The sequence below is a fragment of the Kaistia sp. 32K genome, from assembly GCF_016629525.1.
Classification (GTDB): domain Bacteria; phylum Pseudomonadota; class Alphaproteobacteria; order Rhizobiales; family Kaistiaceae; genus Kaistia.
In genome coordinates, this window is the sequence record NZ_AP024269.1 from 4,388,443 (window position 1) to 4,413,318 (window position 24,876).

Consider the following 24,876-nt stretch of genomic DNA (forward strand, 5'->3'; position numbering starts at 1 on the left):
GTCAAAGGAGGAGACGAGGAATGAACATCACGAGAAGAGCCCTTGCGCTACTGGCGCTCGGAACGGCGCTTGTGGCCCCCGGCCTGTCCCAGGCTGCGGAAAAGACCATCGCCTTCATGCGCGGCGGTCCGGATCCCTACTACCAGTTCGGCATGAACGCGGCCCAGGCCGCCGCCGACAAGCTCGGCGTCAAGCTGATCACCTATTCGGCGAACAATGACCCGACCCAGGAACTCGCCAACGTCCAGGACGCGATCACCAAGGGCGTCGACGGCATCCTGATCTACGCCGTGTCGCTGTCGTCGGAAAAGGCCGCCATCGCGCAAGCCAAGAAGGCCGGCGTACCGATCTTCTTCCAGTACGGCTATGACGAGTCGATCCTGGCGGATTCGGCCGGCATCATGCAGATCGACCTCTTCAATTTCGGCCAGCCCGTGGGCGAAGCGATCGGCAAGCTGCTGCCGGAAGGCGAATACGCCACGATCACCGGCAAGCTCGGCCGCGGCGACGCGGAAGCCTTCGCCCAGTCGTTCAAGAACGGCATGGTGAAGTCCGGCTCCAAGGCCGTCTCCGTGGCGGACCTGGCAGCTGACTGGGATCGCCAGAAGGCCATGGACGCCGCCTCGCAGATCCTGACGGCCCATCCGAACGTCAAGGCGATCTACGCCGCCAATGACGACATGGCCGTCGGCGTCGCCATCGCCATCGATCGGGCCGGCAAGTCCGGCGAAATCCTGATCGGCGGCAACAACGGCGCGCCCTATGGCGTCGAGCTGATCGAGAAGGGCCAGATGACCCTGACCGGCAGCAACCCGCCGTCGATCGCCTCGGTCCATGCGCTCCGCCTGCTGCTCGGCGTCATCGACGGATCGGTCAAGCCCGGCCAGTTCTACTACGCGCCGACCCAGCTGATCACCAAGGACAATCTCGGCGACGCTATTCCGTGGGATGCCCAGCCCGAGATGGTCGCCAAGTGGCTGGAAGAGCCGCTGCCGCAGGGTGCGGCCCCGCCGGTGCCGCCGGCAAACTGATGCGCCGGGCCGGCGGACCCCTGCGGTTCGCCGGCCTGTTCCAGCGGTGCCGGGCCTCGTGCCCGGCCCGCACGGCTTGCCCGCGACGGCTCCATATCGGGTCGCGTTTTCTTCACGCGAACCGGTGTCGACTTCGCTCGAAAACGCTCTGGAAAAGACGACCGCAATGAAGATCGGCTTCAATCTCCTGCTCTGGACGGCCCATGTCGAACGCCGGCACTGGCCGATCCTCGAGGACCTTAAACGCTGCGGCTATGACGGCGTCGAGATCCCGATCTTCGAGGGCACGCCCGAGCATTACGCGGAGCTCGGCCGCGAACTGGACCGGCTCGGCCTCGATCGCACCGTGATCGCGCTGTTCCCCGGCACCGAGATGAACCCGATCGGCGCGGAACCCTCGCAGCAGGAAGGCGCGCGCCGCCATCTCGCCTGGATCCTCGATTGCTCGGCGGCGCTCGGCGCCAAGATCGTCGGCGGGCCCCTGCACTCGACGCTCGGCCACTTTTCCGGCGACGCGCCGACGGCGGCGGAGCGGGAGCGCGGCATCGCTTTCCACCGCGACGCCGGCGACATGGCGCGCGACCGTGGCATCACCCTAGTGCTGGAGGCGATCAACCGCTTCGAGTGCTATTTCGTCAACACGATGCAGGACCTTGCGGGCTACCTGGCCGAGGTCGACCATCCGAACGTCGCCGGCATGTACGACACCTTCCACGCCAATATCGAGGAGAAGGATCCGCTCGCCGCCGTCGCGGCGATCGCGCCGCACCTCGCGCATGTGCATGTCTCGGAGAACGATCGCGGCACGCCCGGCAAGGGGCACATCGACTTCGACAGCACCTTCAAGGCGCTGAAGGCGGTCGACTATGACGGCTGGATCACCATCGAGGCGTTCGGCCGCTCGTTGCCGCTTCTCGCCGCAGCGACGCGCGTCTGGCGCGACTTCTTCCCGTCGACCACCGAGGTCTATGGCGACGGATTCAAGCTCATCCACGACGGCTGGCATTCGGCCTGAATTTGCAGACAAGGCGGCCGGCGGTTCGGCCGCGAACAAGGATTTCCCATGAACGAGGCCGCCCCCCTCCCCGTCCAGTCGCGGACCCTTCTCCTGAACGGCCAGGACAACATCGCCGTCGCGCTCGGCAATCTCGACGTCGGCGCGATGACGGCGCAAGGCGCCGAGATCATCCGCCGCGTGCCGCGCGGGCACAAATTCGCCATTCGCCCGATCGCGGCCGGCGAGCCGATCCTGAAGTTCGGCCAGATCATCGGCTTCGCCAAGAACGACATCGCCGTCGGCGACTGGGTGCATGAGCACAATTGCGGCATCGGCGAAGCGCATGGCGCCTTCGAGCGCGACTACGCCTTCGGCGAGGGCGTGGTGCCGACGCAATATGTGTCGCCCGAATTCCAGGCGACGTTCCAGGGCTTCCGGCGCGCCAATGGCAAGGTCGGAACGCGCAACTATGTCGGCATCCTCACCTCGGTGAACTGCTCCACGACGGTCGCCGGCTTCATCGCCACCGAGATCGAGCGCTCCGGCATCCTGAACGACTATCCGAACATCGACGGCATCGTCGCGCTGAAGCAGGCGAATGGCTGTGTCATCGATTATCGCGGCGTCATCTTTGACACGCTGAAGCGCACGACCTGGGGCTATGCGACCAACCCGAACATGGGTGGCGTCGTCATGGTCGGCCTCGGCTGCGAGGGCTTCCAGATCCCCCGCTTCAAGGACGCCTACAAGATCGAGGAGAGCGAGACCTTCCGCACCATGACGATCCAGGAGGTCGGCGGCACGCGGAAGACGGTCGACGCCGGCGTCGAGGCGGTCAAGGCGATGCTGCCGATCGTGAACAGCGTGAAGCGCGAAACCGTGCCGGCGAGCGAGCTGATGCTCGCCCTGCAGTGCGGCGGCTCCGACGGCTATTCCGGCATCACCGCCAACCCGGCGCTCGGCGTCGCCGCCGATATCCTGGTGCGCAATGGCGGCACCGCCATTCTTTCCGAGACGCCCGAGATCTACGGCGCCGAGCACCTGCTCACCCGCCGCGCCGTCTCGCGCGAGGTCGGCCAGAAGCTGGTCGACATCATCCATTGGTGGGAGGACTACGCCGAGCGTAACCTCATGGAGATGAACAACAATCCGTCTCCCGGCAACAAGCAGGGCGGGTTGACGACCATCCTGGAGAAGTCGCTCGGCGCCGCCGCCAAGGGCGGCATGTCACCGCTCACCGCCGTTTATGGCTATGCCGAGCCGGTGACCGAGAAGGGCTTCGTGTTCATGGACACGCCCGGCTACGACCCGGTCTCGGCGACCGGACAGGTGGCGGGCGGCGCCAACATCCTCTGCTTCACCACCGGGCGCGGCTCCGCCTATGGCTGCAAGCCGACCCCGTCGATCAAGATCGCCACCAATTCCGAGATCTACGCCAAGATGATCGACGACATGGACATCAATGGCGGCGACGTGCTCGACGGCAAGTCGCTCGAGGCCAAGGGGCAGGAGATCTTCGACGAGATCCTCGCGGTCGCCTCCGGCAAGAAGAGCAAGTCCGAGCTGCTCGGCTATGGCGACAACGAATTCGTGCCCTGGCAGATCGGCGCGACGTTCTAGCCTTTGCCGACCCACGTTTTCGGTGCGCGAACGGCTAGCCGCGTCGCCCGAAAACCAGAACCCCCGGGGGGGCCAAGGGGCCCGGTCCGTTCCAGCGCCGCATCGTCTGGGACGGACCGGGCTTCCGACGACGGCCAGCCTTCGCGAACAAAATTCATCCAAGGAGAGTGAGACATGCTGAAGGGACTTTCGCCCATCCTCAGCCCAGACCTGTTGTGGACGCTGCGCGCCATGGGCCATGGCGACGAGATCACCATCGTCGACGCCAACTATCCGGCCACTAGCGCCGGCCCGGACCTGATCCGCATCGACGCCGCCACCGCGCCGCAGGTGCTGGAGGCCGTGCTGTCGCTGCTACCGCTCGACCAGTATGACGACGTCGCCGCGATCTCGATGCAGGTGGTGGGCGATCCCGACCGGCGCGAGCCGATCGTCGACGAGTTCGAGGCGATCGTGCAGCGCCATGAGCCCTCGCACAAGGTGCACTCGCTGGAACGCTTCGCCTTTTACGAGCGCGCCAATTCCGGCTACGCCATCATCCAGACGGGCGAGACGCGCCAATATGGCAATCTGATCCTGAAGAAGGGCATCGTCCCGCCGAGTTGAGCCTAGTCCGATCAGGACACAGGCGCGCTGACCAGCGCCGCCGCGGCACGGTTGGCCTGCGCCAGAGCCTCGGCGAGGGCCTCGCCCCGGGCGAGGCTGGCGGCCAGCATGCCGATGAATTCGTCGCCGGCACCGTGCGTGCTGACCAGCACCACCGGGATCGCCTCGATTGCGATCTCGTCCCCCGCTCCGGTGACGCAGGCCACTCCCTTGTCGCCGGCGGTCACCACGGCGATCGGGTAGTCGCGCGACAGGATTCGCGCGGCCGCCATGGCTCCTTCGAGGCTCTCGACGACGGGAACGCCGGCCAGGAGCTCCGCCTCGACGCCATTGACGACCAGGATATCGACGCTCGCCGCCAGGGCTTGCGAGGGGACGCGGGCCGGCGCTGCGTTGAGGATGACGCGGCCGCCCGCCGCCTTCATCGCCAATGCCGCCGCGACATTCGCTTCGTCCGGTACCTCATTCTGCAGGACGAGGACGTTGCCGGGCGCAAAGAGTTCGCCGGCGTTCGCGACATCGGCCCCGGACAGCGACAGGTTGGAGCCGGACACGATCACCGCGCCATAGTCTCCGTCGCTGTCGAAGATCGCGACGCTCATCCCGGTCGAGGCGCCCGAGGTGGTCCGCACGAAGCGGCAATCCACGCCACGGCTGCCGAGGTTCGCCAGCAGCGTCCGGCCGAAATCATCCTCGGCCACCGCACCGATCATGGCGCTGGCAACGCCGTGGCGCGCCGCCGACACAGCCTGGTTGCCGCCCTTGCCGCCGCATTTCGGATACCAGGAGCGCCCCGCGATCGTCTCGCCCTTTCGCGGCCGCGCCGGACTGTCGACGATGATGTCGTAGTGGAGGCTGCCGAAGACGACGACGGTCGGCGGGCTTGCGGTCATGGCGTCCTGTCTCTCCGCTTTGATGCTACGGCCGACATGGTCTTTTCGAGGTTCTGTTCGGCGCCGCGGCGGTCGCGCTGGGCGACGGCGACGAACACCGCGTCGAGAATGTTCAGCTGAGCGATGCGGGCGGCGGCGTTCTCGCCCATCAGCGGCGAACCCTGCGCGGTCGAGCAGAGGACGATGTCCGCCTGCTCGGCGAGCGGCGAGCGATTGTAATTGGTGACGGCGAGCGTCGTGGCGCCGTTTCGCCGCGCCAGGCCGATGGCCTCGATCACCGCCGTCGTATTTCCGGAATGCGAGAAGCCGATGGCGATGTCCCCCGGCCCGAGCAGCGACGCCGACATCAGCATCATATGCGCATCGTCCTGGACGCCGGCGCGCAGGCCGATGCGGAGAAACTTGTGGCCGACGTCGCGGGCGATCTGGGCGGATCCGCCGACGCCATAGAAGTCGCGCTGGCGCGCCGCGTGAATGGCATCGACGGCGCGATCGAAGGCGTCCATGTCGAGGATCGCCAGCGTCTGCTCCAGCGCCTGGATCGACGTCCGGAACACCTTCTGGACGATCTCGCGGGATGTATCGTCCGGCGACAGCTCCTGGTGCAGGGCAGCCGCCGGCAGGCGGTTATATTGCGCGAGCGCGGCGCGAAAACTCCGATAGCCCTCAAAGCCAAGCTTCTTGGTGATCTTGACCACCATGGCTTCGGAAACACCGGCGGCCAGGGCGACCTGCTTCAGCGCCGTCTCGGCTCCGAAGTCGCCCATGGCGAAGACCGTCTCGACGACATGCGCCTCGCGCGAGGTCAAGAACGGCATCATCATCCGGATATGCGGGCCGACCGCGTCGGGCTTGAGATCGTCGGGGTTCATCGGCCTTCCCCCATTGGCGCGGCGCGGGTCACGCTTCGGGCGCCAGCATGGCTTCCTGCAGGATCGCCTGCGAGGTCACCGCGTCCTGCCGGTCGATCGCATCGGTGAGACGATTGTCCCGCTCGAGGCGCTCCACCACCCGCAGCATGCGCCGGACCGTGCGGATATTGACCTCGCATTCCCGCACCGGGTCGAGGCCGGTCATGTCGGGGAAGGTGTCGAAATAGATCGCGCCGTCATAGCCGTCGCGCCGGATCTGGCGCAGCAGTTCGATGGTCTGGACCGAATGGACGGCGCCGACCATCAACCCGTCGTCGCGTTTCGCATAGCCGTCATTCAGGTGCACGCCGAGCAGCCGGCTGTGCCGCGCGATCATCGCCGCGGCGAAGGCCGGCTGCTCGTCCGCATAGAGCACGTGGGCGAAATCCAGCGTGACGCCGAGATTGGGCGCGCCGACCTCGCGGATCGCCAGCAGCGTCGTCGCGCAATCCGGCATCAGGCTGTAGGAGCGCGGCTCGTTCGGCTTGTATTCGATGCTGATCCGGCAATCGGGATCATGCGCGCATACTTCACGAATTCCATCTATCTCGTGTTGCCACAGCCGATCATAGTCGGCCTGAAATGCGTAGTCGAAGCCGTCCTGGCCGAGCCAGATCGTCATAAGATCGGCTCCGGCCTCGCGGGCGGCATCGATGCCCCGCTTGGTCAGATCGATCGCCTCGCGCCGCACTCCAAGATCCGGATGGGTGAAGGCGCCGAGCTTGAAAGCGGGATTGGTGTAGTAGCGCATGGCGAAGCCGTTGATCGCCAAGCCCAGATCGCCAAGCTTCTTCGCCAGTTCGCGGGGATTATCGTCGACATGGTCGGGATAGTTCAGGTCGAGATCCGTCAGACCATCCACCTTGGCGGCCCGCGCCGCCATCTGCAGCGCGCTCGGCTTCCCCTTCAATTCCGGCCACTCCGCCTCGGCGCGAGACGCGAAGGAGTTCAGGCGTGTAGCGAAGCGCAAGCTGGTCACGGGAGAGCCCCTGTTTGCCGGATCTCGCCAAACTTCACACAATTATTGAAAGCTGTAAAGTTATCGATGATTCCGGCAATGCGGACGGACGCAGCGCCGCCTGCGTTGCGCCTGTCACCGGCCAGTGCCATTCGGCAGAGCGGGCCTCAGCCCTGATAATCCTCGTCCGAGACCGGCTCCATCCAGTCGACGACCTTGCCGTCGAGATGCTCGTGGATGGCGATGTGCGTCATGGCGGTCTCCGGCGACGCGCCGTGCCAGTGCTTCTCGCCCGGCCCGAACCAGACGACGTCGCCGGGGCGGAGTTCCTCGATCGGGCCGCCCTCGCGCTGAGCGCGACCGAGCCCGGCGGTGACGATCAGCGTCTGTCCGAGCGGATGCGTGTGCCAGGCCGTGCGCGCGCCGGGCTCGAACGTCACGCTGGCGGCCGCCGCCCGCCGCGCCTCGTTGGCGGCGAACAGCGGATCGATGCGGACGCGACCGGTAAACCAGTCCGCCGGCCCGTTCCCGGACGGATGGGCGCCATTTCTTGTGATCTGCATGATGACCGTTTCCCTATCGGATGCTTCCCGCAGTCTATGATAGCGGATGGCAACCGCCACAGGCGGATTCGAGGGGTGGAGCGCGCGTGACGGCGAGCGAGAGGTTCACGCTCGGGAAAACCGAGACCTTCCGGCAGGAAATCAAGAAGAGCCGCTTCATCGCGATCGCCGGCCCGATATCCGGCGAAGCGGCGGCGAAGGAATTCATCGCCGCCCATTCCGATCCGGCGGCGAACCACAATTGCTGGGCCTGGCGGGCGGGTCAGCACTACCGCTTCAGCGATGACGGCGAGCCAAGCAGCACTGCTGGCAAGCCTATCCTGCAGGCGATCGACGGCCAGTCGCTCGACGGCGTCGCCGTCGTGGTGACGCGCTGGTTCGGCGGCATCCTGCTCGGTAGCGGCGGCCTGATCCGCGCCTATGGCGGCACCGCGGCCGCCTGCCTGCGCGCCGCGGAGAAACGGCCGCTGGTGGCGACGCGCGAAGTCACGATCACCTGCCTGTTCAGCGACCTCGCTCTGATCCAGGCACGCCTGTCGGCGCTTCCCTCGGCTGAGGTGCTGCGCCAGGCCTATACGGAGACGGGCGGCGAGATCGTCGCGGCGATCCACGAGGCCGAGGCGGAGGATATCCGGCAGATGATCGCCGATCTGACCAGCGGCCGCGCCATCGTCTCGGGAGCGGATTGAGACATGTTTCGGCGACACGGACTCACGTGAAACATCCTGCGCGGTTCCTCTAGGTCCGATCCCAGACGTCGCGCCAGGCAGGCAGGGTGTCGGGCTGCGGCAGGGCGGTCGCCTCGTAGACGGCGCGCGCGCAGGCGCGGGCGAGCGTCCGCACCACGGCATCACCGATCAGGGCCAGGTCGAACACCGGATCGGCCAGCGGCTTCCGGGCCGTCGCGGCGGCGAAGATCGTGTCGCCGTCGAGCGGCGTGTGCACCGGCCAGATCGCATGGGCATAGCCATCATGCGCCATCACCGCGAGACGCTTGCACTGCGCCTTGGTCAGCACCGCATCCGTGGCGACGACGGCGATCGTCGTGTTGGCGCCGGGCGGCAGACCCTTCAGCGGCGGCCGAACCGGCAGGGCGGGCAGCGGATGCGGCAGGCCGAGCCCGCCGAACTCGCCCCCCTGCTCGAACGGCGCCGCCCAGAAATGCGGCCCCTCTCCGAGATTGACGGCGCCGCAGGCATTGACCGCGACGAGCGCGCCGACCGTGTGGCCCGAGGCGGAGATCATCGAGGCAGAACCGAGCCCGCCCTTGAGATTGACTGTGGTCGCGCCCGTGCCGGCGCCGACCGTGCCGAGCGGAAAATCGAGGGTCGCGGCCTCGACGGCGGCATGGCCGAGATCGCGATAGGGCGAAAACCGGCCCCAGTCCTTGTCGCCGCCATTCAGAAGATCGAACAGCACGGCGCCGGGCACGATCGGCACGCGGGCCGTGCCGACCTCGAAGCCGACCCCGCGCTCGGCCAGCGCCGCCATGACGCCAGAAGCGGCGTCGAGCCCGAATGCCGATCCGCCGGAAAGCACGACGGCATGAATGGCGCCGACCGTCTCGCGGGGATCGAGCAGATCGGTCTCCCGCGTTCCCGGCCCGCCGCCGCGCACATCGACGGACGCCACGGTGGGCTCGTCAAAGACGACCGTCGTGACGCCGGAGGCGAGCGCGAGATCGGTCGAATTGCCGACCTTGAGGCCTGGAACATCGGTGATCAGATTGCGCATCGGGCAGGAACCTCCGAAGTTATTCGTCGCCGAGGCCGCGTGAAAAAGCGAGCAGCACCGCATCGAGATGCTTCTGCATCGCCGCGCGGGCGTCGGCCTCCCGGCCGTCGGCGATCGCGTCGAGAATGCGCCGGTGCTCCTCGACCGTCTTCGCCGGGCGATCGGGGCCGACGAGCAGCTCCTCGAACTTGTTGAACAGCGGCCGGGAGAGATTGTCCCACAGCGAGGCGATGACAAAGGCGTAGGCGGCGTTGCCGCTCGCCCGAGCGATCGCGACATGGAAGTTGCGGTCGCCGTTCCGGTAGTTCGGCGCCCTGACCGACTCCGCCTCGTCCTGCAGCTCGATCGCCTCGCGCATCCGTTCGAGATCCGCCTCGGTCCGGTTCGCCGCGGCGAGCTCCGCCGTGCGGAGCTCGATATGCAGGCGCGCCTCCATCAGCTCGATCGGTCCGATGTCGCGGTCGGCCAGGCCGGCGACGGCGCCGGCAGGATCCGGCCGGGGCGTTGCCTCCAGAATCTGCACGCCGTGACCGACGCGGATCGACACCTTGCCGCTGACCTCGAGCGCGATCAGCGCCTCCCGCACCGACGTCCGGCTGACGCCGAGCTGCTGCGCCAGCTCCCGTTCCGCCGGCAGGAGAGTGCCGATCGGGAAGAGCCCCTGATCGATGCGGTCCCGGATCAAATCGGCGATCTGGCGATACAGACGGACCGGCTCGAGCTGCGGCAGCCGGGCCTCGGCGGCCTTCTCCGGATGCGCGAGACGGGAGGGGGGAAGTCGTTTCATGGGGCCTTCCAGGCTGGGGCTGAACGTCGGCCACCTGACGAGGCTGGGGCGATGACGGGGCAACATATCGAGGTTGACGGCGCTTGCAAAGCGGCCTATCAGTCCAAATGTCCAGTGGTTGGACCAATAGATCAAGCGATCGTCAGACAGCCTCCGGAAAGCAGTATAAAACCAACAAAACCTGCCTCTTGAAGTTGATCTGACAAGCAAAGCGCCGATCCACCGCCGCCTTGCGATCGCGAACCAGTATTGTCCCGATCTTGCCGAGTGCATCGTCGGGAAGGGAGCGATGCCTTGAATTCCGGTTCCGTCAAACTGAGATTTCGTCTGCTCACCATCGCGGCGAAAGAGGAGCTCTTCACCGTCGTGCGGAAGGGCATGAACGACGCCGCCGCCGCCATGCAGGTCGAGGCCGAGCTGGACGGCACGCCGGGCGTCGAGGCGTCCGAGCTCATCCGGCTCGCGCGCCAGGCGATCGCCGACGGCGTCGACGGCATCGGGCTCAACATCTTCGACGCGACCGCGTTCAACGAGGTGATCGCCGAGGCGCGGGCGAAATCGATCCCCGTCGTCGGCTTCAACATCGACGCCTCGCGCCGCACGAGCGGCAATCTGAGCTCGATCGCGCAGGATTTTCACGCCGCCGGCAAGGCGCTCGGCCGCCGGGCGGCCGCCGCGATCCCGAAGGGCTCGACCGTCCTCATCACCGTGCATGACGATGGCGTCGACGCGCTGGAGGAGCGCTTGGCCGGCATCCAGGCGGGGCTCGCGCAGCACGACATAAGCTGGCGGCGCCTGCGCGTCGGGCAAGACCCCGAGCGCGGCGCGGCAATCCTGCGCGAGGCGATCGCGCAGTTTCCCGTGCAGGCGATCCTCGGCACCGGCCAGGGCGACACCGAGGCCTGCGGCGTGGCGGCGAGGTCGCTGGCTCCGAACCATCCCTATGTGGCCGGCTTCGACCTGTCGCCCGGGATCGTGGACCTGATCTCGGAGAGCTTCATCGACTGCGTCATCGACCAGCAGCCCTATGCGCAGGGCTTCTATCCCGTCGTCCAGCTCGCGCTCTACCGCCGCTACGGCCTGCTGCCGCCGCCCTCGCTCGACGCGGGCGCGGCCATCGTCGACCGCGCCAATCTCGACGCCATTCGCGAGCTTAGCCGGCAATCCATTCGCTGACCCCTTTCTCGAACTGCCTGAGACCTGACATGAAGATCAAATCGGTCGAGCCCTTCATCCTCCACGTGCCGCTCAACGTGGATTCCATCTCGGACTCCACCCACACCATCACCCATTGGGGTGTCGTGGGCGCCAAGATCGTCACCGAGGATGGCCTCGAAGGCTACGGTTTCACCGGCACGCACGCCCACCTGCCGACCGATCGGCTGATCGCCGCCTGCATCTCGGACAGCTATGCGCCGATGCTGATCGGCGAAGACGCGCAGGACGGCGACCGGCTCTGGGCGAAGCTCGCGCGCTATCCGGCCGTGCAGTGGGTCGGTCGCGCCGGCGTCACCCATATCGCGCTCGCGGCCATCGACATCGCGCTCTGGGACCTGCGCGCCAAGAAGGCGGGCCTGCCGCTCTGGAAGCTGCTCGGCGGCGCCACCGTCGACAAGCTCGAAGCCTACAACACCGATATCGGCTGGCTCTCGATCCCGAAGGAGCGGCTGGTCGAGGGCAGCCTGCGCGCCATCGAGCAGGAAGGGTTCCGTCGTCTGAAGCTGAAGGTCGGCCACGCCGATCCGACGATCGACATCGCCCGCATCGAGGCCGTCCGCAAGGCCGTCGGGCCGAGCGTCACCATCGCGATCGACGGCAACGGCAAGTGGGACCTGCCGACCTCGCAGCGCTTCTGCGCCCGCGCCGAAGCCCTCGACATCTTCTGGTTCGAGGAGCCGATGTGGTACGACGACGTCGCCTCGCACGTCACGTTGGCCCAGTCGACCTCGATCCCGATCGCGCTCGGCGAGCAGCTCTACACGGCGGAGGCCTTCAACAACTTCATCGCCTCCGGCGCGGTGCAGTATGTGCAGCCCGACGTGACCCGCGTCGCCGGCATCACCGAATACATCCAGGTCGCCCATACCGCGCATTCGAACCGGCTGCCGGTGGTGGCGCATGTCGGCGACATGGGCCAGGTGCATGTCCACCTCTCCTTCTGGCATCCGGCAACGACGATGCTCGAATACATCCCCTGGATCAAAGACTGCTTCGCCGAGCCGATCCGCATCGAGGATGGCCACTATGTCCGCCCGCAACTGCCGGGCGCCGGCTGCACGCTGACCAAGGACGCGATTGCCGCCTACTCCAAGGCCCTCTGAGCGCCGGGAGGCGCGTTTTCAGGGACTTGGGAAAAGGGAGGAGACCCAAATGACACGACCTATCGAGCGGGAATTCGAAGGCAAGACCGCCTTCGTGGTGGGCGGCAGCTCCGGCATCGGGCTGGCGTCCGCCACGCTCCTGGCCGATCGCGGCGCCAATGTCGCGATCATCGGCCATTCGACGAATACGCCGGCGCTCGCCGCCGAGCTCTCGGCCGACGGCAAGCGCAAGGTGATCGGCTTCAACGGCGATGCCAGCCAGGCGGATTTCGTCCGCCAGGCCATCGCCGACACGGTCGCTCACTTCGGCGGGCTGGACATCCTGATGTGCTCGGCCGCCATTCATCCGCTCGGCAACGTGATCGAGACGGACGAGGCGACCTGGGACCGCACCTTCGCCGTCAACATCAAGTCGATGTATCTGACCTGCCACTATGGCGCGCCGCATCTGATCGAGCGCGGCGGCGGCTCGATCATCACCGTCTCGTCGGTGCAGGCGACGTCGAACACGCCGAATGTCTGCGCCTATGCGACGACCAAGGGCGCGATCGTCACCTTCACCCACACGCTGGCAGTCGATCTCGCCAAGCACGGTATCCGCGCCAACACCATCTGCCCGGGCTCGATCATCACGCCGATGCAGGAGCACTTCGCCAAGGGCAACGCCGACGGCCGGAGCGTCGAGGAGGTGTATGCGGGGCTAGCGCGTCCGGTGCCGCTGCAGCGGCTGGGCGAGGCGTCCGAGATCGCCGAGCTGGCGGCCTTCCTGGCGAGCCCCCGCTCGGGCTTCTGCACCGGCTCCGAGTTCACCGCGGATGGCGGCCTGCTCGCCAGCCTCCGCATCGTCTAGCCGGGTGGGAGGCATCATGCGCCGGATCGACTGCCACATGCATTTCTGGACTCTGGCGATGGAGTCCCACTACGCGCTCTGGATGTCGCCGGAGCTCAAGGTGCTCTATGGCGACTACGGCCCGCGCGATGCGCGGCCGCTGATGGCGGCGAACGACGTCGAGGGCGTCGTGCTGGTATCGGCCGCCGCCTCGATCCAGGAGACGGCCTATCTGCTCGGCCATGCCGATGCCAACGACTTCGTCCGCGGCGTCGTCGCCTGGGTCGACATGCTGGGCGAGAACGCGTCGGCCGAGCTCCGCGAATGGGCCCGGTTCCGCAAGCTGAAGGGCATCCGCCCCTATCTGCAGGATCTGCCGGACGACGACTGGATCCTGAACCGGGCGCTCGATCCGGTCGTCGAGACGATGCTGGAACAGGGCCTGCGCTTCGACGCGCTGGTCAGGCCGCGCCACATCCTCAACACCGTGAAGTTCATCGAGCGTCACCCGACGCTGCCGGTGATCGTCGATCACATGGCGAAGCCGGAGATCCGCAACGGCGCCTTCGAGCCGTGGCGACGCGACATGGAAGAGTTCCGCGACCTGAAGCACGTCCACTGCAAGCTCTCGGGCATCCTGACCGAGGACGGCCCGGACTGGTCGCCGGAACGGCTCAAGCCCTATTTCGAGGCCGTCCTCGACATCTTCGGGCCAGACCGGCTGGTGTTCGGCAGCGATTGGCCGGTGGTCAATCTGGTCGCGGATTACGGCCGCTGGATCGACACCCTCGGCGGTGCCCTCACCGGCCTCACCCGTGCCGACCAGCAGAAGATCTGGGCCGGCAATGGCGAGCGCTTCTATGGCCTCTGACGCTCCGCTCTCCGAAGCAACCCGAGTCTGACGATGGCAAATTTGCAGAACCCCGATGCCGGGCGCCTCAAGCGCCGCGGCCTCTCCAGCCTCGCCTTTGACGAACTCGGCATCGCGCTCGCCGTGCTGCTGTTCTTCGTCGTCGGCGCCTTCAGCAGCCCCTATTTCCTGACGCTCAACAACCTGACCGGCATCCTGCAGAACGTCACCTTTCTCGGCTTTCTCAGCATCGGCGTCGGCCTGACGCTGATGGCCGGCGAGATCGACATCTCGGTCGGCTCGATCTTCGGGCTCTCCTCGATCGTCACGGCTCTGGTGCTGAAGGCCGACTACCCGCTCGCCGTCGCCATCGCCGCGGGCCTCTCGACCGGCCTCGTCTGCGGCCTCGTCAACGGCGTCGTCGCCGAGATCATCAAGGTTCCGGTCGTGGTCATCACGCTCGCCACGCTCGGCGTCTACCGGGCCCTCGCGCTGGTGCTCGCCAACGGCTCGCCGGTCGGCGGCCTGCCGGAGATTCCCGGCTTCTTCGAATGGTTCGGACAGGGCGGCATCGGCCAGATTTCCTACATCACGCTGCTGTTCCTGGCCGTCGCCGTCATCGTCGAGATCGTGCTGCGCTGGACGTCCTCCGGCTTTCGCCTGCTGGCGATCGGCAGCAATCCGCACGCCGCCCATCTGATCGGCTTCCATGTCGAGCGCACGCGCATCACCGTGCTCGCCTTCTCGGGCCTGATGGCGGGCCTCTCCGGCGTCTGCGCCGTCGCCTACCTGCAGACGGCGAGCCCGACGAGCGGCACTGGCTACGAGCTCGCCGTGCTCGCCGCCATCATCATCGGCGGCGTCAAGCTCACGGGCGGCCGCGGCTCCATTCTCGGCGTCTTACTCGGCCTCTGCGTCATCGGCGTCATCCAGAACCTGATCGTGCTCTGGGGCATATCGCCGAACTGGTCGCAGGGCGTGTCCGGCCTGGTGCTGATCGCCGCGATGACCCTGACCTGGATCACGAAACGGGGCGCCAGCCAGCGCGGCTGAGCTCGTCCAAAAAAGCAAGAGGAAGCGGGTCCGTCAGACGGCCCGATCAGGAGGAGGATGACATGACGGATCACGAGCAGACGAACGGTTTCGACCGGCGCCAGTTCGGCAAGCTTCTGGGCCTCGCCGGCACGGTGGGCGCCGCGGCGGCGCTGAGCACGCCGGCACTGGCGCAGCAGGGCGGCGACTGGAAAAACTGGGTCAACAGCTTCCACGGCAAGCCGATCAAGATGGCCGTCTCCTGCGGCGGCACGACCAACCCGTTCTTCGCGCCGCTCAAGGCGGGCGCCGAGGACGCGGGCGCCCAGCTCGGCATCGAGATGCAGTGGGGCGGCGTGCCCGACGGCAACACGATCAACCAGATCGCGCAGTTCGAGCAGCTGGTGAACACCGGCTTCCAGGCGATCGTCGTCGTCGCCTTCGAGCCTGACGCCTGGATCGCGCCGATCAGGAAGGCGATGAAGAACGGCGTGCTGGTGCTGACTGCCAACAACGACACGCCGAAGAGCGGCCGCGAGCTCTATTTCGGCCAGGATCTGGTCGCGGCGGCGGTCGCGCAGGGCGAGCTCGTCGCCAAGCTCGCCGGCGGCAAGGGCAAGGCCGCGCTGACCAATTGCGCGCCGGGATCGCTCGGGCTCGACCTCCGCGTCCAGGGCGCCAGGCAGGGCCTGCAGCAGGGCGGCATGGAGACCGCCGGCGTCTACAACACCAATCCGGCCGATATGGCGAGCGAGATCGGCACCATCCAGGACATCCTGAAGGCGCATCCGGATCTCGGCGCGCTGATGCCGCTCTGCGGTCCCGATACGGCGGCAGCCGGCCTTGTGCGCAAGAACCAGGGCAAGAACATCCCGATCGTCGGCACCGACCTGCTCTACCAGACGCTGCAGCTGATCAAGGAAGGCCACATCGACGCGACCATCGGCCAGCAGCCCTATCTGCAGGGCTATCTGCCGATCATGTACGCCTATCAGCGCGTCGTGCTGGGAGCGCCGAAGCTCGACCTGCCGGGCGGCAATTTCTATCTCGCCAACGAGATCGTCACCAAGGAGAACGTCGACCACTACCTGATCCGGGAAGAGCGGTTCCGCGGATGAGCGAACAGGCTGGCGCGGCGCTTCTGAGCGCACGGAACATCAGCAAGCAGTTCGGTGAATTCCGGGCGCTCAGCGATGTCTCCCTCGAGGTGAAGGCCGGCGAGGTTCACGGGCTTCTCGGCGCCAATGGCGCCGGGAAGTCCACCCTGATCGGCGTGCTGTCGGGGGCGATCCGCCCGGATAGCGGCACCCTGAGCGTGGCCGGGCGGACGATCCCGCTCGGTTCCCTCTCCGCCGCGCGGCAGGCCGGGCTCTCGGTGGTGCACCAGGAGCTGATGCTCTTCAACGACCGCACGGTCGAGGAGAACATCTTCGCCAGCGCCCTGCCCTCGGCGTCGTTCCGCTTCCTCAACCTGCGCGAACGCCGCCGCAAGGTGGAAGCGACGCTCGAGCGCATCGGCGCTGTCGTCGATCTCGGCCGCCGCATCGACGAGCTGCCGCTCTCGCATCGCCAGCTGGTGGAAATCGGCCGGGCGCTCTGCTCCGGCGGCCGCGTGCTCGTGCTCGACGAACCGACCTCGGCGCTGTCGCAGCCGGAAGCCGAAGGCCTGTTCTCGGCCATCCGCTCCATCGTGGCGGAGGAGGCGGCGGTCATCTTCGTCTCGCACCGCTTCGACGAGGTGTTCTCGATCACCAACGGCATCACCGTGCTGCGGGACGGCCGCGTCGCCGGCAGCTGGCGCACGGCCGACGTGGACATTCCCTCGGTCACGCGCGCCATGGTCGGCGAAACCGCCGATGCGCCGAGATCGGCGCGACGCACGGGCGATGCCGGCAGGACCGTCATGACCCTGCTGGGGTCGTCCGAACGGCTCGGCAGGATCGATCTCTCGCTGCGCGCCGGCGAAATCGTCGGCCTCGCCGGGCTGGAAGGCTCCGGCGTCTCGACCGTCATGGAGATGCTGGGCGGCGTCGAGCGCGTCGACGGGCGGATCGAAGTCGAGGGCGCGCCGGTGACATTCCGCCATCCAAGCCACGCCATCGGCCATGGCGTCGTCTACATGCCGCCCGACCGCAAGAAGAGCGGCCTTTGGCTCGACCGGACCACGGCCTTCAACATCAACGCCGCCTCGGTCTCGCGCATGCCGGCGTTTCGCTGGCTGGACCGCAGCCGGCTGGAGGGCAAAGCCTCCGCCCGCATGCGGCAGGTCGGCGTGCGCATCAGCGCGCTTCGCGAATTCACCGGCCGGCTGTCGGGCGGCAACCAGCAGCGCGTCCTGCTCGGCCGCTGTCTCGATCTTCGGCCTAGGATCCTGCTGCTCAGCGACTTCACGCGCGGCGTCGACGTGAAGGCAAAGGCCGAGATCCATCAGCTGGTGCGCGAGCTGGCCGACGAGGGGATCGCGATCTGTCTCACTTCCTCCGACATGGAGGAGCTGCTCGACATCGCCGACCGGATCGTCTGCATGCAGGGCGGCCGCGTCGTCGCCGACCAGCCGAGCCCCGAGCTCGACAAGCACAGCCTGCTGACGCTCGCCTCGACGGCCTCCCCTCACCCTCTGCACGCCTGAACCGTCGCAACGGGTCCGAGGGGAGCCTCCCCTCGAGCCCCCTCCTCCGCCATACGCCTCTTCCGTCGCCTCCCCGAGGTGAGGAAGGGACTTGGCCCCCACTTTCCCCATGGGAATTTCGCGCCTAGCTCGGCCGCCGCGCGGCGGCGATCCCGCCGGATCAGGGCCATCCGGACGAGCTTGGCAGCCGGCTCGCAGGCCTCCGGACCCTCCACCCGGCGCAGCCCGTAACGCCCTGCGCCATCACGCTTTTCCACGCGTTTGCCGACGCCTCCCCGCAGGCAGCCGACTGGGGATCGCAAGATCTTTTGCCCTTCCGCAAGATCCTTCCCCAGAGGCGCCGCCCGACCGTCGGCGCAGCCTCCTGCCGACGCCCGGCAGGCCGGAATTGTTTTGACTATTGACAGTCCGAGGAAACGCTCGCATCTTCGATGAAACGTTTCATAAGTGGCTTTGATGTCCGATAAACCGACGATGAACGACGTGGCGAGGCTCGCGCGCGTTGCGCTGGGTACTGTCTCGAAAGTGCTGAATGGCGACGTGACCGTCAAGCCGGAGCTGCGGGCTCGCGTCCTTGAGGCGGCCGAGACCCTGCGCTACCAGCGCAACCGGATCGCCGCCAGTCTTCGCAGCCGCCATACCCAGACCGTCGGCATCGTCATTCCCGACATCCTGAACACCTTCTACGCCGAATTCGTCGAGAAGATCGAAAACCTGGCGGCGGAGGCCGGCTACACCGTCCTGATCGTCACGACGGGCGAAGACTCGCAGCAGGCGAAGACCCGGGCCGACACGCTGATCCAGCGGCAGGTCGACGGGATGATCGTCATCCCGCCGCTCGACGGCTCCGACATGCTGATGGATCTCCTCGGGCCCGACCTGCCCTGCGTCATCGTCGACCGTATCGCGGCCGAAAACCCGTATCCGAGCGTCGCCGTCGACAATATCGACGCCGCCTACCAGGGCGCGCGCTACCTGTTGTCGCTCGGCCACCGCCACATCACGCTGGCGGTCAACTCGCCCAATCTCTGGAACACGCGCGAACGCATCATCGGCTTCGAGCAGGCCATGCGCGAGGCGGGCGCCAAGGCGGATGTGCGCATCGTCGGCATGACGGTCGAAGACGCGCGGATCTCGCTCAGCGCCCTCTTCCGCGGCGACGAGCGGCCGACTGCCCTCTTCACGGCGAACAACCTGGTGACGCTCGGCGCCATTCATGCACAGCACGATTGCGGCATCGAGATCCCGGCCGAGCTGTCGCTGCTCGCCTTCGACGATTTCGAATGGCTGCGGCTCCTGCGCCCGGCCGTCAGCGCCATGCAGCAGCCGATCGACCAGATCGCGGTCGAGACCTGGCGGCTAATGTTCCAGCAGATCGGCAAGCAGCCGATCAGCCTTCGTCATGTTCGCTCCGGCGCGCAGCTGATGATCCGGCAATCCACCGCTGCCCTGGTGGCAAGCGGCAAAAAGCCAAGCGGCAAGAATCCAATCGGTAAGAAACTAGGTGTGATGTGAGTGAACTGACAGGCCGAGGGGCCATCATTACGGGCGGCGGGCGTGGCATCGGGCTCGCCTGCGCGCGGCTTATCGCGGAACGGGGCGGCGCCGTCGTGCTGCTCGGGCACGACCGCGAAATGGTCGAGGGCGCCGCCGCGACCTTGCGCGACGACGGCCTGGAAGCGACCGCCGTGGTCGCTGACATCAGCGACGAGGCGGATGTCGAGGCGGCCATCGCGGAGGCGGCGACCGTGCTCGGCTCGATCGACATTCTCGTCAACAACGCCGCGATCCAGCCCTATGGCACGGTGGCCTCGATGAGCCCGGGCGAATGGGACACGGTGCTCGGCGTCAACCTGCGCGGCACCTACCTCGCCTGCCATCACGCGCTGCCGCACATGGTGAAGCAGGGGCGCGGCTCGATCGTCAACATCGCCTCGGTGCAGGGCCTCGCCAACCAGGCACGCGTCGCCGCCTATGCCACGTCGAAGGGCGGCATGATGGCGCTGACGCGCTCGATCGCCATCGATTTCGGCCGCGCCGGCATCCGGGCGAACGCCGTCTGCCCCGGCTGCATCGATGCGCCGATGACGCATTTCTCGGCAAGCGAGACGGCGCCGGGCCGCGAGGCGGAAACCATCAGCCAGTGGGGCAATTCGCAGCCCCTCGGCCGCGTTGGCAGACCGGAGGAAGTCGCCGAGGTCGTGGCCTTTCTCGCCAGCGACCGCGCCAGCTTCTGTTCGGGAGCGGAGTTCAAGGTGGACGGAGGATTGATGGCAAGCCTCGGCGTGGCGCTGCCGGACTGAGGACCGGCTCAAGCCGGGTTCCGCACGCGCCAGTCAAATCAGGTCAGGTCCGGCATTCTCGCCGGCCACAAAATGAAACGTTACATATTTCGGAGCGACGGGGTTTCGCTTCGAAAGGGAGGGGACGATGAAGCAAACCAACCGACCCGACGAGAGGAGAACCGCGCCATGTCGCTAGCCGGAACTCTCCCCGCCGCGCCGCGCAAGTGGCCCTCGCGTCAGGTGCTCATTTCGCTCGCGATCATTGCCGCGATCCTGATCGGGCTCTGGATCCACGCGCCGAATTTCTACCGCTACAACAACATCATCAACGTGCTGCTGCAGGCGTCGCTGCTCGGCATGCTGGCGATCGGCATGGCGGTCATCATGATCGTCGGCGGCATCGATCTGTCGCTGCCGGCCAACATGGCGATGAGCGCCGTCCTCGGCGCCTTCTACATGAAGACGACCGGCGACTGGGTGACCGGCTCGCTGATCATGGCCGGCACCGGCCTCGCCATCGGCCTGATCAACGGTTTCGCCGTCGCCAAGCTCAAGATGATCCCCTTCGTGGTCACGCTCGCCATGATGACCATGGTGTCCGGCACGTCGGTGTGGATGACGAACTCGCTCAGCATCTCGCAATTGCCGGAAGGCTTCGTCGATCTCTTCAACGCGCGTCCCTATTTCCGCATCCCGATCACCATCTTCATCGTCGCCATTCTGGCGGTGATGGTCACGATACTGATGCGGTCGTCGATCGTCGGGCGCTGGGCCTATGCCGTCGGCATCAACGAGAAGGCCGCGCGCGTCGCCCGCGTGCCGATCAGCCGCGTCGTCATGGCGAGCTATGTCTTCGGCGGGCTCATGGCCGGCCTGACCGCGATCCTGCTGACGGCCCGCCTCGGCTCGGCCTCCGCCAATATGGGCAATGACGGCATGGTGCTCGACATCGTGTCGGCCTGCGTCGTCGGCGGCATCAGCATCTATGGCGGAGCCGGCCGCGTCGCCGGCGCCCTGTTCGGCGCGCTGCTGATCACCGTGCTCTCCAACGCGATGAACCTGATCGGCGTTTCCTTCTATCTGAGCCTCGTCATCAAGGGCGCGGTCATCGTCGCCTTCGTCGCGGCCGACAGCCGGGGAGCGAAGTAGCGATGAGCGGACAAACCATCCTGCGCATGGACGGCATCGCCAAATCGTTCGGCACCGTCCCGGCGATCAAGAGCGCCCATCTCGAGGCGCGCGGCGGCCAGGCCCTGGCCGTCATGGGCGCCAACGGCGCCGGCAAGTCGACACTGATGAACATCCTCGGCGGCGTCGTCACTTCGGACAGCGGTCATATCTCGATCGACGGCGAGCCGATCACGCTGCGCTCGCCGCGCGACGCCAACCGCAACGGCATCGCCTTCGTGCACCAGGAACTGACGATGTTCCCAACGATGACCGTCGCGGAAAACATCTTCATCGACGGCATGCCGACGGAGAAGGGCTTCATCCGCATGCCGGAGATGATCCGGCAGTCCGAGGTGCTGCTCGCCCGTCTCGGCTGCAACATCTCGCCGAAGACGCCGGTCGAGCAGCTCTCGATCGGCGACCGTCAGCTGGTGGAGATCGCCCGGGCGCTGCGCCATCAGGCGCGGATCATCATCTTCGACGAGCCGACCTCCTCGCTGAGCGCGCCGGAGCGTGAGCGGCTCTTCGCCGTCATCCGCGGCCTCAAGGCCGAGGGCGTGGTCATCCTCTACATCACGCACTTCCTCGACGAGATCTTCTCCATCTGCGAGGAGATCGCGGTGATGCGGAACGGCGAGACCGTCTGGACCTCGCCGATGTCGGAGGTCGACCCGGCGCAGGTGGTTCACCTAATGCTGGGCATCGCCGAGGCTGAGGGCCGCATCCGCGAGCCGGTGGTGGCGGAAGGCGACGCGCTGCTCTCCGTAACCGGCCTCGGCCGGCAGGGCGCGCTCAGCGACATCGATTTCGAGATCAAGCCCGGCGAGATCGTCGGCCTCTGGGGCCTGCTCGGCTCCGGTCGCACCGAGCTGCTGCGCGCCCTGATCGGCCTCGACCCGATCGACAAGGGAACGATCCGCTGGCGCGACGGCGGCGCCGCCGCCTCGGAGATCACGCCGACCCGACTGCATGCGCATGTCGGCATCGTCACCGAGGACCGGCGCGGCGAGGGCCTGCACCTGCCGCTCTCCGTCACCCAGAATATCTCGCTGCCCAACCTGCGCTCGCTGCTGAACCGATGGCGGCTCGTCGGCCCGGAGAAGGAAGCGGCGCTGGCGGACGAGATGATCCAGCGGCTGCAGATCAAGGTCTCCGGCCGGCAGCAGCCGGTCGGTACCCTCTCGGGCGGCAACCAGCAGAAGGTGGTGTTCTCCCGCTGGCTCGCGACCAATCCGCGCCTGTTCCTGCTCGACGAGCCGACACGCGGCCTCGACGTCAGCGCCAAGGACGAAATCATGAAGCTGGTCGTCGAGCTGGCCGAACAGGGCTGCAGCTGCCTGATCGTCTCTTCGGAGGTGCAGGAACTGATGCGCGTCTGCGACCGCTACCTGGTGATCAGCCGGGGCCGCCTGATCGGCAACCTGCCCGGCTCGTCCACCAGCGGCGAGCTGATGCAAGCGATAGCGACGATCAACTAGGCACGGAACAAAGCCATGAAGATCAAGACAAGTGCCGACATGCTCATCAAGAACGGGTTCTTCATCGTCTTCGCGCTCGCCTTCCTGCTGTTCGCGACGATGACGGATCACTTCTTCAAGGCACAGAACATCCTCAACATCCTGCACACCATGGCGCCGCTGGCGATCACGGCGTCGGGGCTCGCCCTGGTGGTGATATCCGGCCGGCTCGACATCTCGGTCGGCTCGACGGCGTTTCTCTCCTGCGCCGTCGGCGCGCTGTTGATGAAGAACAGCGGCCTCGACCCGATCCTCGCCGCCATCCTGGTGCTCGCCTGCGGCGCGCTGCTTGGCGCCGTGAACGGCTTCATCGTCACGGTGCTGAACGTCAATTCGCTGATCGCCACGCTCGGCACGATGATCGCCTATCGCGGCGTCGCGCTGGCGCTCACCGATGCATTGCTCGTGCAGCTGCCGGAGCCGATCCGCGTGCTCGGCAATGCCCATATCGGCCCGGTGCCGACCGACATCTTCATCATGCTGATCGTGCTCGTCGGCGTGCACCTCTTGCTCGAGAAGACGTCCTTCGGCCGCCAGCTGGTCGCCATCGGCAACGACATCGCCATTGCCCGCAAGGTCGGCCTGCCCGTCGACCGGACGGGGTTCCTGAGCTTCGTCCTCGCCGGCACGCTGGCCTCGGCCGGCGGCATCCTGACGACGGTCCAGAACGGCGCGGTCAGTCCCTTCCTCGGCAGCGGCCTCGAATTCACCGCGCTCGCCGTGGTGGTCGTCGGCGGCATCAGCCTGGTCGGCGGCCGCGGCACGATCCTTCTCGCCATTATCCCGGGCGCCTTCATCTTCGAGATGATCCGCAACGGGCTCACCAATCTCGGCGCCAACCCTTACTCGTACAGGCTTGTCGGCGGCGCCGTGATCTTCGCAGCGATGTATGCGGATGCACTGAAAAGCGGACGGCTTTCGCTCAAACGGGGCACCAACCCCTGAGATCCAAATCCCGCCTGTGAAATGTACGAACAAGCCAAACTTTAGGAGGAGAAAGTTATGAAACGTTACATTCTGGGTGCTGCCCTCGCCGCCGGTCTCGCCGGCTTCGCACCGGCCCATGCCGCCGAGCCGCTCAAGGTCGGCTTCTCGCTCGACACCAAGGAATCCTCGCTTCAGACCGCATGGGAGGCGTTTTTGCGGTCCGAGGGCGAGGCCCAGGGCAAGGAAGCCGGCTTTGACGTCGAGTGGGTCATCAACGTCGCCAACGCCGACCCGGCCCGCCAGGCCGCCAACATCGACGACCTGATCACCACCGGCGTCGACGTCATCATCGCCCGCGCCTTCGATTCGGGCGCGATCGGCACCTCGATCAAGGCCGCGAAGGATGCCGGCATTCCCTTCATCACCTTCGATCGCGGCTCGACCAGCGGCACGCCGACGGCGCATGTCGGCGGCGACAGCTATGACCAGGCGCGCAGCACCGGCCTCGCCTTCGCCGAGATCCTGAAAAAGGCCGGCGTGAAGGGCAAGTGCATCGAGCTGCAGGGCATGCTGACGGACATCAACGCCGTCAACCGCAGCAAGGCCTGGAACGAAGTCGGCAAGGAGACGGGCCAGTACGAGACCATCATCCAGGTTCCGACCGAATGGAATCCGGAACTGTTCCTCTCGGGCCTCACCAACGCTCTGACGGCGAAGCCGGAAGCGAACTGCGTCTTCGCCGCCAGCGACTTCGCCTTCCCGTCGATCCAGGCCGCGCTCGAAAAGGCCGATCGCTGGGCTCCGACCGGCCAGCCGAAGCACATCTGGCTCGCCACGACCGACCTTCTCTCCGCCGCCGTCAAGCCGATGGAAGAAGGCTATATCGACGTCTCCACCACCTGGGACGCCTATCTCCAGGCCAAGGAAGCCGTGCGCGTCATCATCGCCCTGAAGAAGGGCGAGGATCCGAAGTGCGGTCCGGACGGCTGCCTCGCCAAGGGTCGCACGGTGACGCCGGCAACCATCAAGGAAACGCCGAACCTCTGGTCGCGCGACTTCCAGTAATCTGAAGACGGGACCGGCGAATGCCAATTCGCCGGTCCCGGTTATCCGGCGCCCCTTCCTCGCCGTCTTTCCGGGGAAGCCCCGGGAGATTGCCCGGGCTCACGATCAGCGGCAGCCAATATTCGTGGAACGTCCGAAGCCGGAAAAAACG

General features: G+C 66.7%; 24 protein-coding genes. 18 read left to right on the forward strand and 6 right to left on the reverse strand.

The features are described 5' to 3' along the window. Positions 1-20 precede the first annotated feature (20 nt). The 4 genes from K32_RS20295 (at position 21) to K32_RS20310 (ending at position 4,254) form a co-directional block, all read left to right on the forward strand. Positions 21-1,031 (forward strand): sugar ABC transporter substrate-binding protein, encoded by a 1,011-nt coding sequence (locus K32_RS20295; RefSeq protein ID WP_201401247.1) that lies wholly within the window; start codon positions 21-23, stop codon positions 1,029-1,031. 166 nt (positions 1,032-1,197) lie between these two features. Then, complete coding sequence (locus tag K32_RS20300) at positions 1,198-2,046, forward strand: sugar phosphate isomerase/epimerase (protein ID WP_201401248.1); 849 nt, start codon at positions 1,198-1,200, stop codon at positions 2,044-2,046. A 48-nt stretch (positions 2,047-2,094) separates the two neighbouring features. Then, the gene (locus K32_RS20305; protein ID WP_201401249.1) at positions 2,095-3,648 is read left to right on the forward strand and encodes a UxaA family hydrolase; all 1,554 of its coding nucleotides are present in this window, start codon (positions 2,095-2,097) and stop codon (positions 3,646-3,648) included. Positions 3,649-3,822: 174 nt separating this feature from the next. Then, a complete protein-coding gene (locus K32_RS20310; RefSeq protein WP_201401250.1) occupies positions 3,823-4,254 on the forward strand; it encodes an RbsD/FucU family protein in 432 nt (143 codons plus the stop codon). A gap of 11 nt (positions 4,255-4,265) precedes the next feature. Here K32_RS20310 and K32_RS20315 read toward each other — a convergent pair whose 3' ends face one another. From K32_RS20315 to K32_RS20330, 4 genes are all read right to left on the reverse strand, one after another. Continuing rightward, positions 4,266-5,147, reverse strand: a complete 882-nt coding sequence (locus K32_RS20315; protein ID WP_201401251.1) for a ribokinase — start codon at positions 5,145-5,147, stop codon at positions 4,266-4,268. Then, entirely contained in the window at positions 5,144-6,019 is an 876-nt protein-coding gene (locus K32_RS20320) for a MurR/RpiR family transcriptional regulator (protein ID WP_201401252.1), read from the reverse strand. Before K32_RS20320 ends, K32_RS20315 begins: the two co-directional genes overlap by 4 nt. Before the next feature lie 28 nt (positions 6,020-6,047). Then, a complete protein-coding gene (locus K32_RS20325) occupies positions 6,048-7,028 on the reverse strand; it encodes a sugar phosphate isomerase/epimerase (RefSeq protein WP_201404588.1) in 981 nt (326 codons plus the stop codon). 155 nt (positions 7,029-7,183) lie between these two features. Further along, positions 7,184-7,579: a cupin domain-containing protein gene (locus K32_RS20330; RefSeq protein ID WP_201401253.1), complete on the reverse strand. Its 396-nt coding sequence runs from the start codon at positions 7,577-7,579 to the stop codon at positions 7,184-7,186. A gap of 86 nt (positions 7,580-7,665) precedes the next feature. Between K32_RS20330 and K32_RS20335 the strand changes: the two genes are divergently transcribed. Beyond that, positions 7,666-8,268, forward strand: a complete 603-nt coding sequence (locus K32_RS20335; protein ID WP_244669647.1) for a YigZ family protein — start codon at positions 7,666-7,668, stop codon at positions 8,266-8,268. 49 nt (positions 8,269-8,317) lie between these two features. Here the strand turns inward: K32_RS20335 and K32_RS20340 are convergent, their stop codons facing one another. Both K32_RS20340 and K32_RS20345 read right to left on the reverse strand, forming a co-directional pair. Further along, the gene (locus K32_RS20340) at positions 8,318-9,313 is read right to left on the reverse strand and encodes a P1 family peptidase (protein WP_201401255.1); all 996 of its coding nucleotides are present in this window, start codon (positions 9,311-9,313) and stop codon (positions 8,318-8,320) included. A gap of 19 nt (positions 9,314-9,332) precedes the next feature. Then, positions 9,333-10,100 carry a FadR/GntR family transcriptional regulator gene (locus K32_RS20345; protein ID WP_201401256.1) on the reverse strand — a complete coding sequence of 256 codons (768 nt, stop codon included), beginning with the start codon at positions 10,098-10,100 and terminating at the stop codon, positions 9,333-9,335. 294 nt (positions 10,101-10,394) lie between these two features. Here K32_RS20345 and K32_RS20350 point away from each other — a divergent pair, with 294 nt between their 5' ends. The 13 genes from K32_RS20350 to K32_RS20410 all read left to right on the forward strand — a co-directional run bounded on the left by K32_RS20350 (position 10,395) and on the right by K32_RS20410 (position 24,725). Further along, positions 10,395-11,276 carry a substrate-binding domain-containing protein gene (locus K32_RS20350; RefSeq protein ID WP_201401257.1) on the forward strand — a complete coding sequence of 294 codons (882 nt, stop codon included), beginning with the start codon at positions 10,395-10,397 and terminating at the stop codon, positions 11,274-11,276. 29 nt (positions 11,277-11,305) lie between these two features. After that, complete coding sequence (locus K32_RS20355) at positions 11,306-12,421, forward strand: mandelate racemase/muconate lactonizing enzyme family protein (protein ID WP_201401258.1); 1,116 nt, start codon at positions 11,306-11,308, stop codon at positions 12,419-12,421. Between the two features lie 49 nt (positions 12,422-12,470). Beyond that, complete coding sequence (locus tag K32_RS20360; RefSeq protein WP_201401259.1) at positions 12,471-13,271, forward strand: SDR family NAD(P)-dependent oxidoreductase; 801 nt, start codon at positions 12,471-12,473, stop codon at positions 13,269-13,271. A 16-nt stretch (positions 13,272-13,287) separates the two neighbouring features. Continuing rightward, positions 13,288-14,121 carry an amidohydrolase gene (locus K32_RS20365; protein ID WP_201401260.1) on the forward strand — a complete coding sequence of 278 codons (834 nt, stop codon included), beginning with the start codon at positions 13,288-13,290 and terminating at the stop codon, positions 14,119-14,121. Between the two features lie 33 nt (positions 14,122-14,154). Continuing rightward, positions 14,155-15,153, forward strand: coding sequence for an ABC transporter permease (locus K32_RS20370; protein ID WP_201401261.1), 999 nt, complete (start codon positions 14,155-14,157; stop codon positions 15,151-15,153). A 62-nt stretch (positions 15,154-15,215) separates the two neighbouring features. Beyond that, positions 15,216-16,250, forward strand: coding sequence for a substrate-binding domain-containing protein (locus K32_RS20375; RefSeq protein ID WP_201401262.1), 1,035 nt, complete (start codon positions 15,216-15,218; stop codon positions 16,248-16,250). Beyond that, a complete protein-coding gene (locus K32_RS20380; RefSeq protein ID WP_201401263.1) occupies positions 16,247-17,761 on the forward strand; it encodes a sugar ABC transporter ATP-binding protein in 1,515 nt (504 codons plus the stop codon). The genes K32_RS20375 and K32_RS20380 overlap by 4 nt, the downstream gene beginning before the upstream one ends. Positions 17,762-18,217: 456 nt before the next feature. Further along, positions 18,218-19,276 (forward strand): LacI family DNA-binding transcriptional regulator, encoded by a 1,059-nt coding sequence (locus tag K32_RS20385; RefSeq protein ID WP_201401264.1) that lies wholly within the window; start codon positions 18,218-18,220, stop codon positions 19,274-19,276. Further along, complete coding sequence (locus tag K32_RS20390) at positions 19,273-20,064, forward strand: SDR family NAD(P)-dependent oxidoreductase (protein ID WP_201401265.1); 792 nt, start codon at positions 19,273-19,275, stop codon at positions 20,062-20,064. Before K32_RS20385 ends, K32_RS20390 begins: the two co-directional genes overlap by 4 nt. 168 nt (positions 20,065-20,232) lie before the next feature. Beyond that, positions 20,233-21,195 carry an ABC transporter permease gene (locus K32_RS20395; protein ID WP_201401266.1) on the forward strand — a complete coding sequence of 321 codons (963 nt, stop codon included), beginning with the start codon at positions 20,233-20,235 and terminating at the stop codon, positions 21,193-21,195. Positions 21,196-21,197: 2 nt separating this feature from the next. Beyond that, a complete protein-coding gene (locus tag K32_RS20400) occupies positions 21,198-22,694 on the forward strand; it encodes a sugar ABC transporter ATP-binding protein (protein ID WP_201401267.1) in 1,497 nt (498 codons plus the stop codon). 15 nt (positions 22,695-22,709) lie between these two features. Then, positions 22,710-23,678, forward strand: coding sequence for an ABC transporter permease (locus K32_RS20405; RefSeq protein WP_201401268.1), 969 nt, complete (start codon positions 22,710-22,712; stop codon positions 23,676-23,678). Positions 23,679-23,735: 57 nt separating this feature from the next. After that, positions 23,736-24,725, forward strand: a complete 990-nt coding sequence (locus K32_RS20410) for a sugar ABC transporter substrate-binding protein (protein ID WP_201401269.1) — start codon at positions 23,736-23,738, stop codon at positions 24,723-24,725. Positions 24,726-24,876 lie beyond the last annotated feature (151 nt).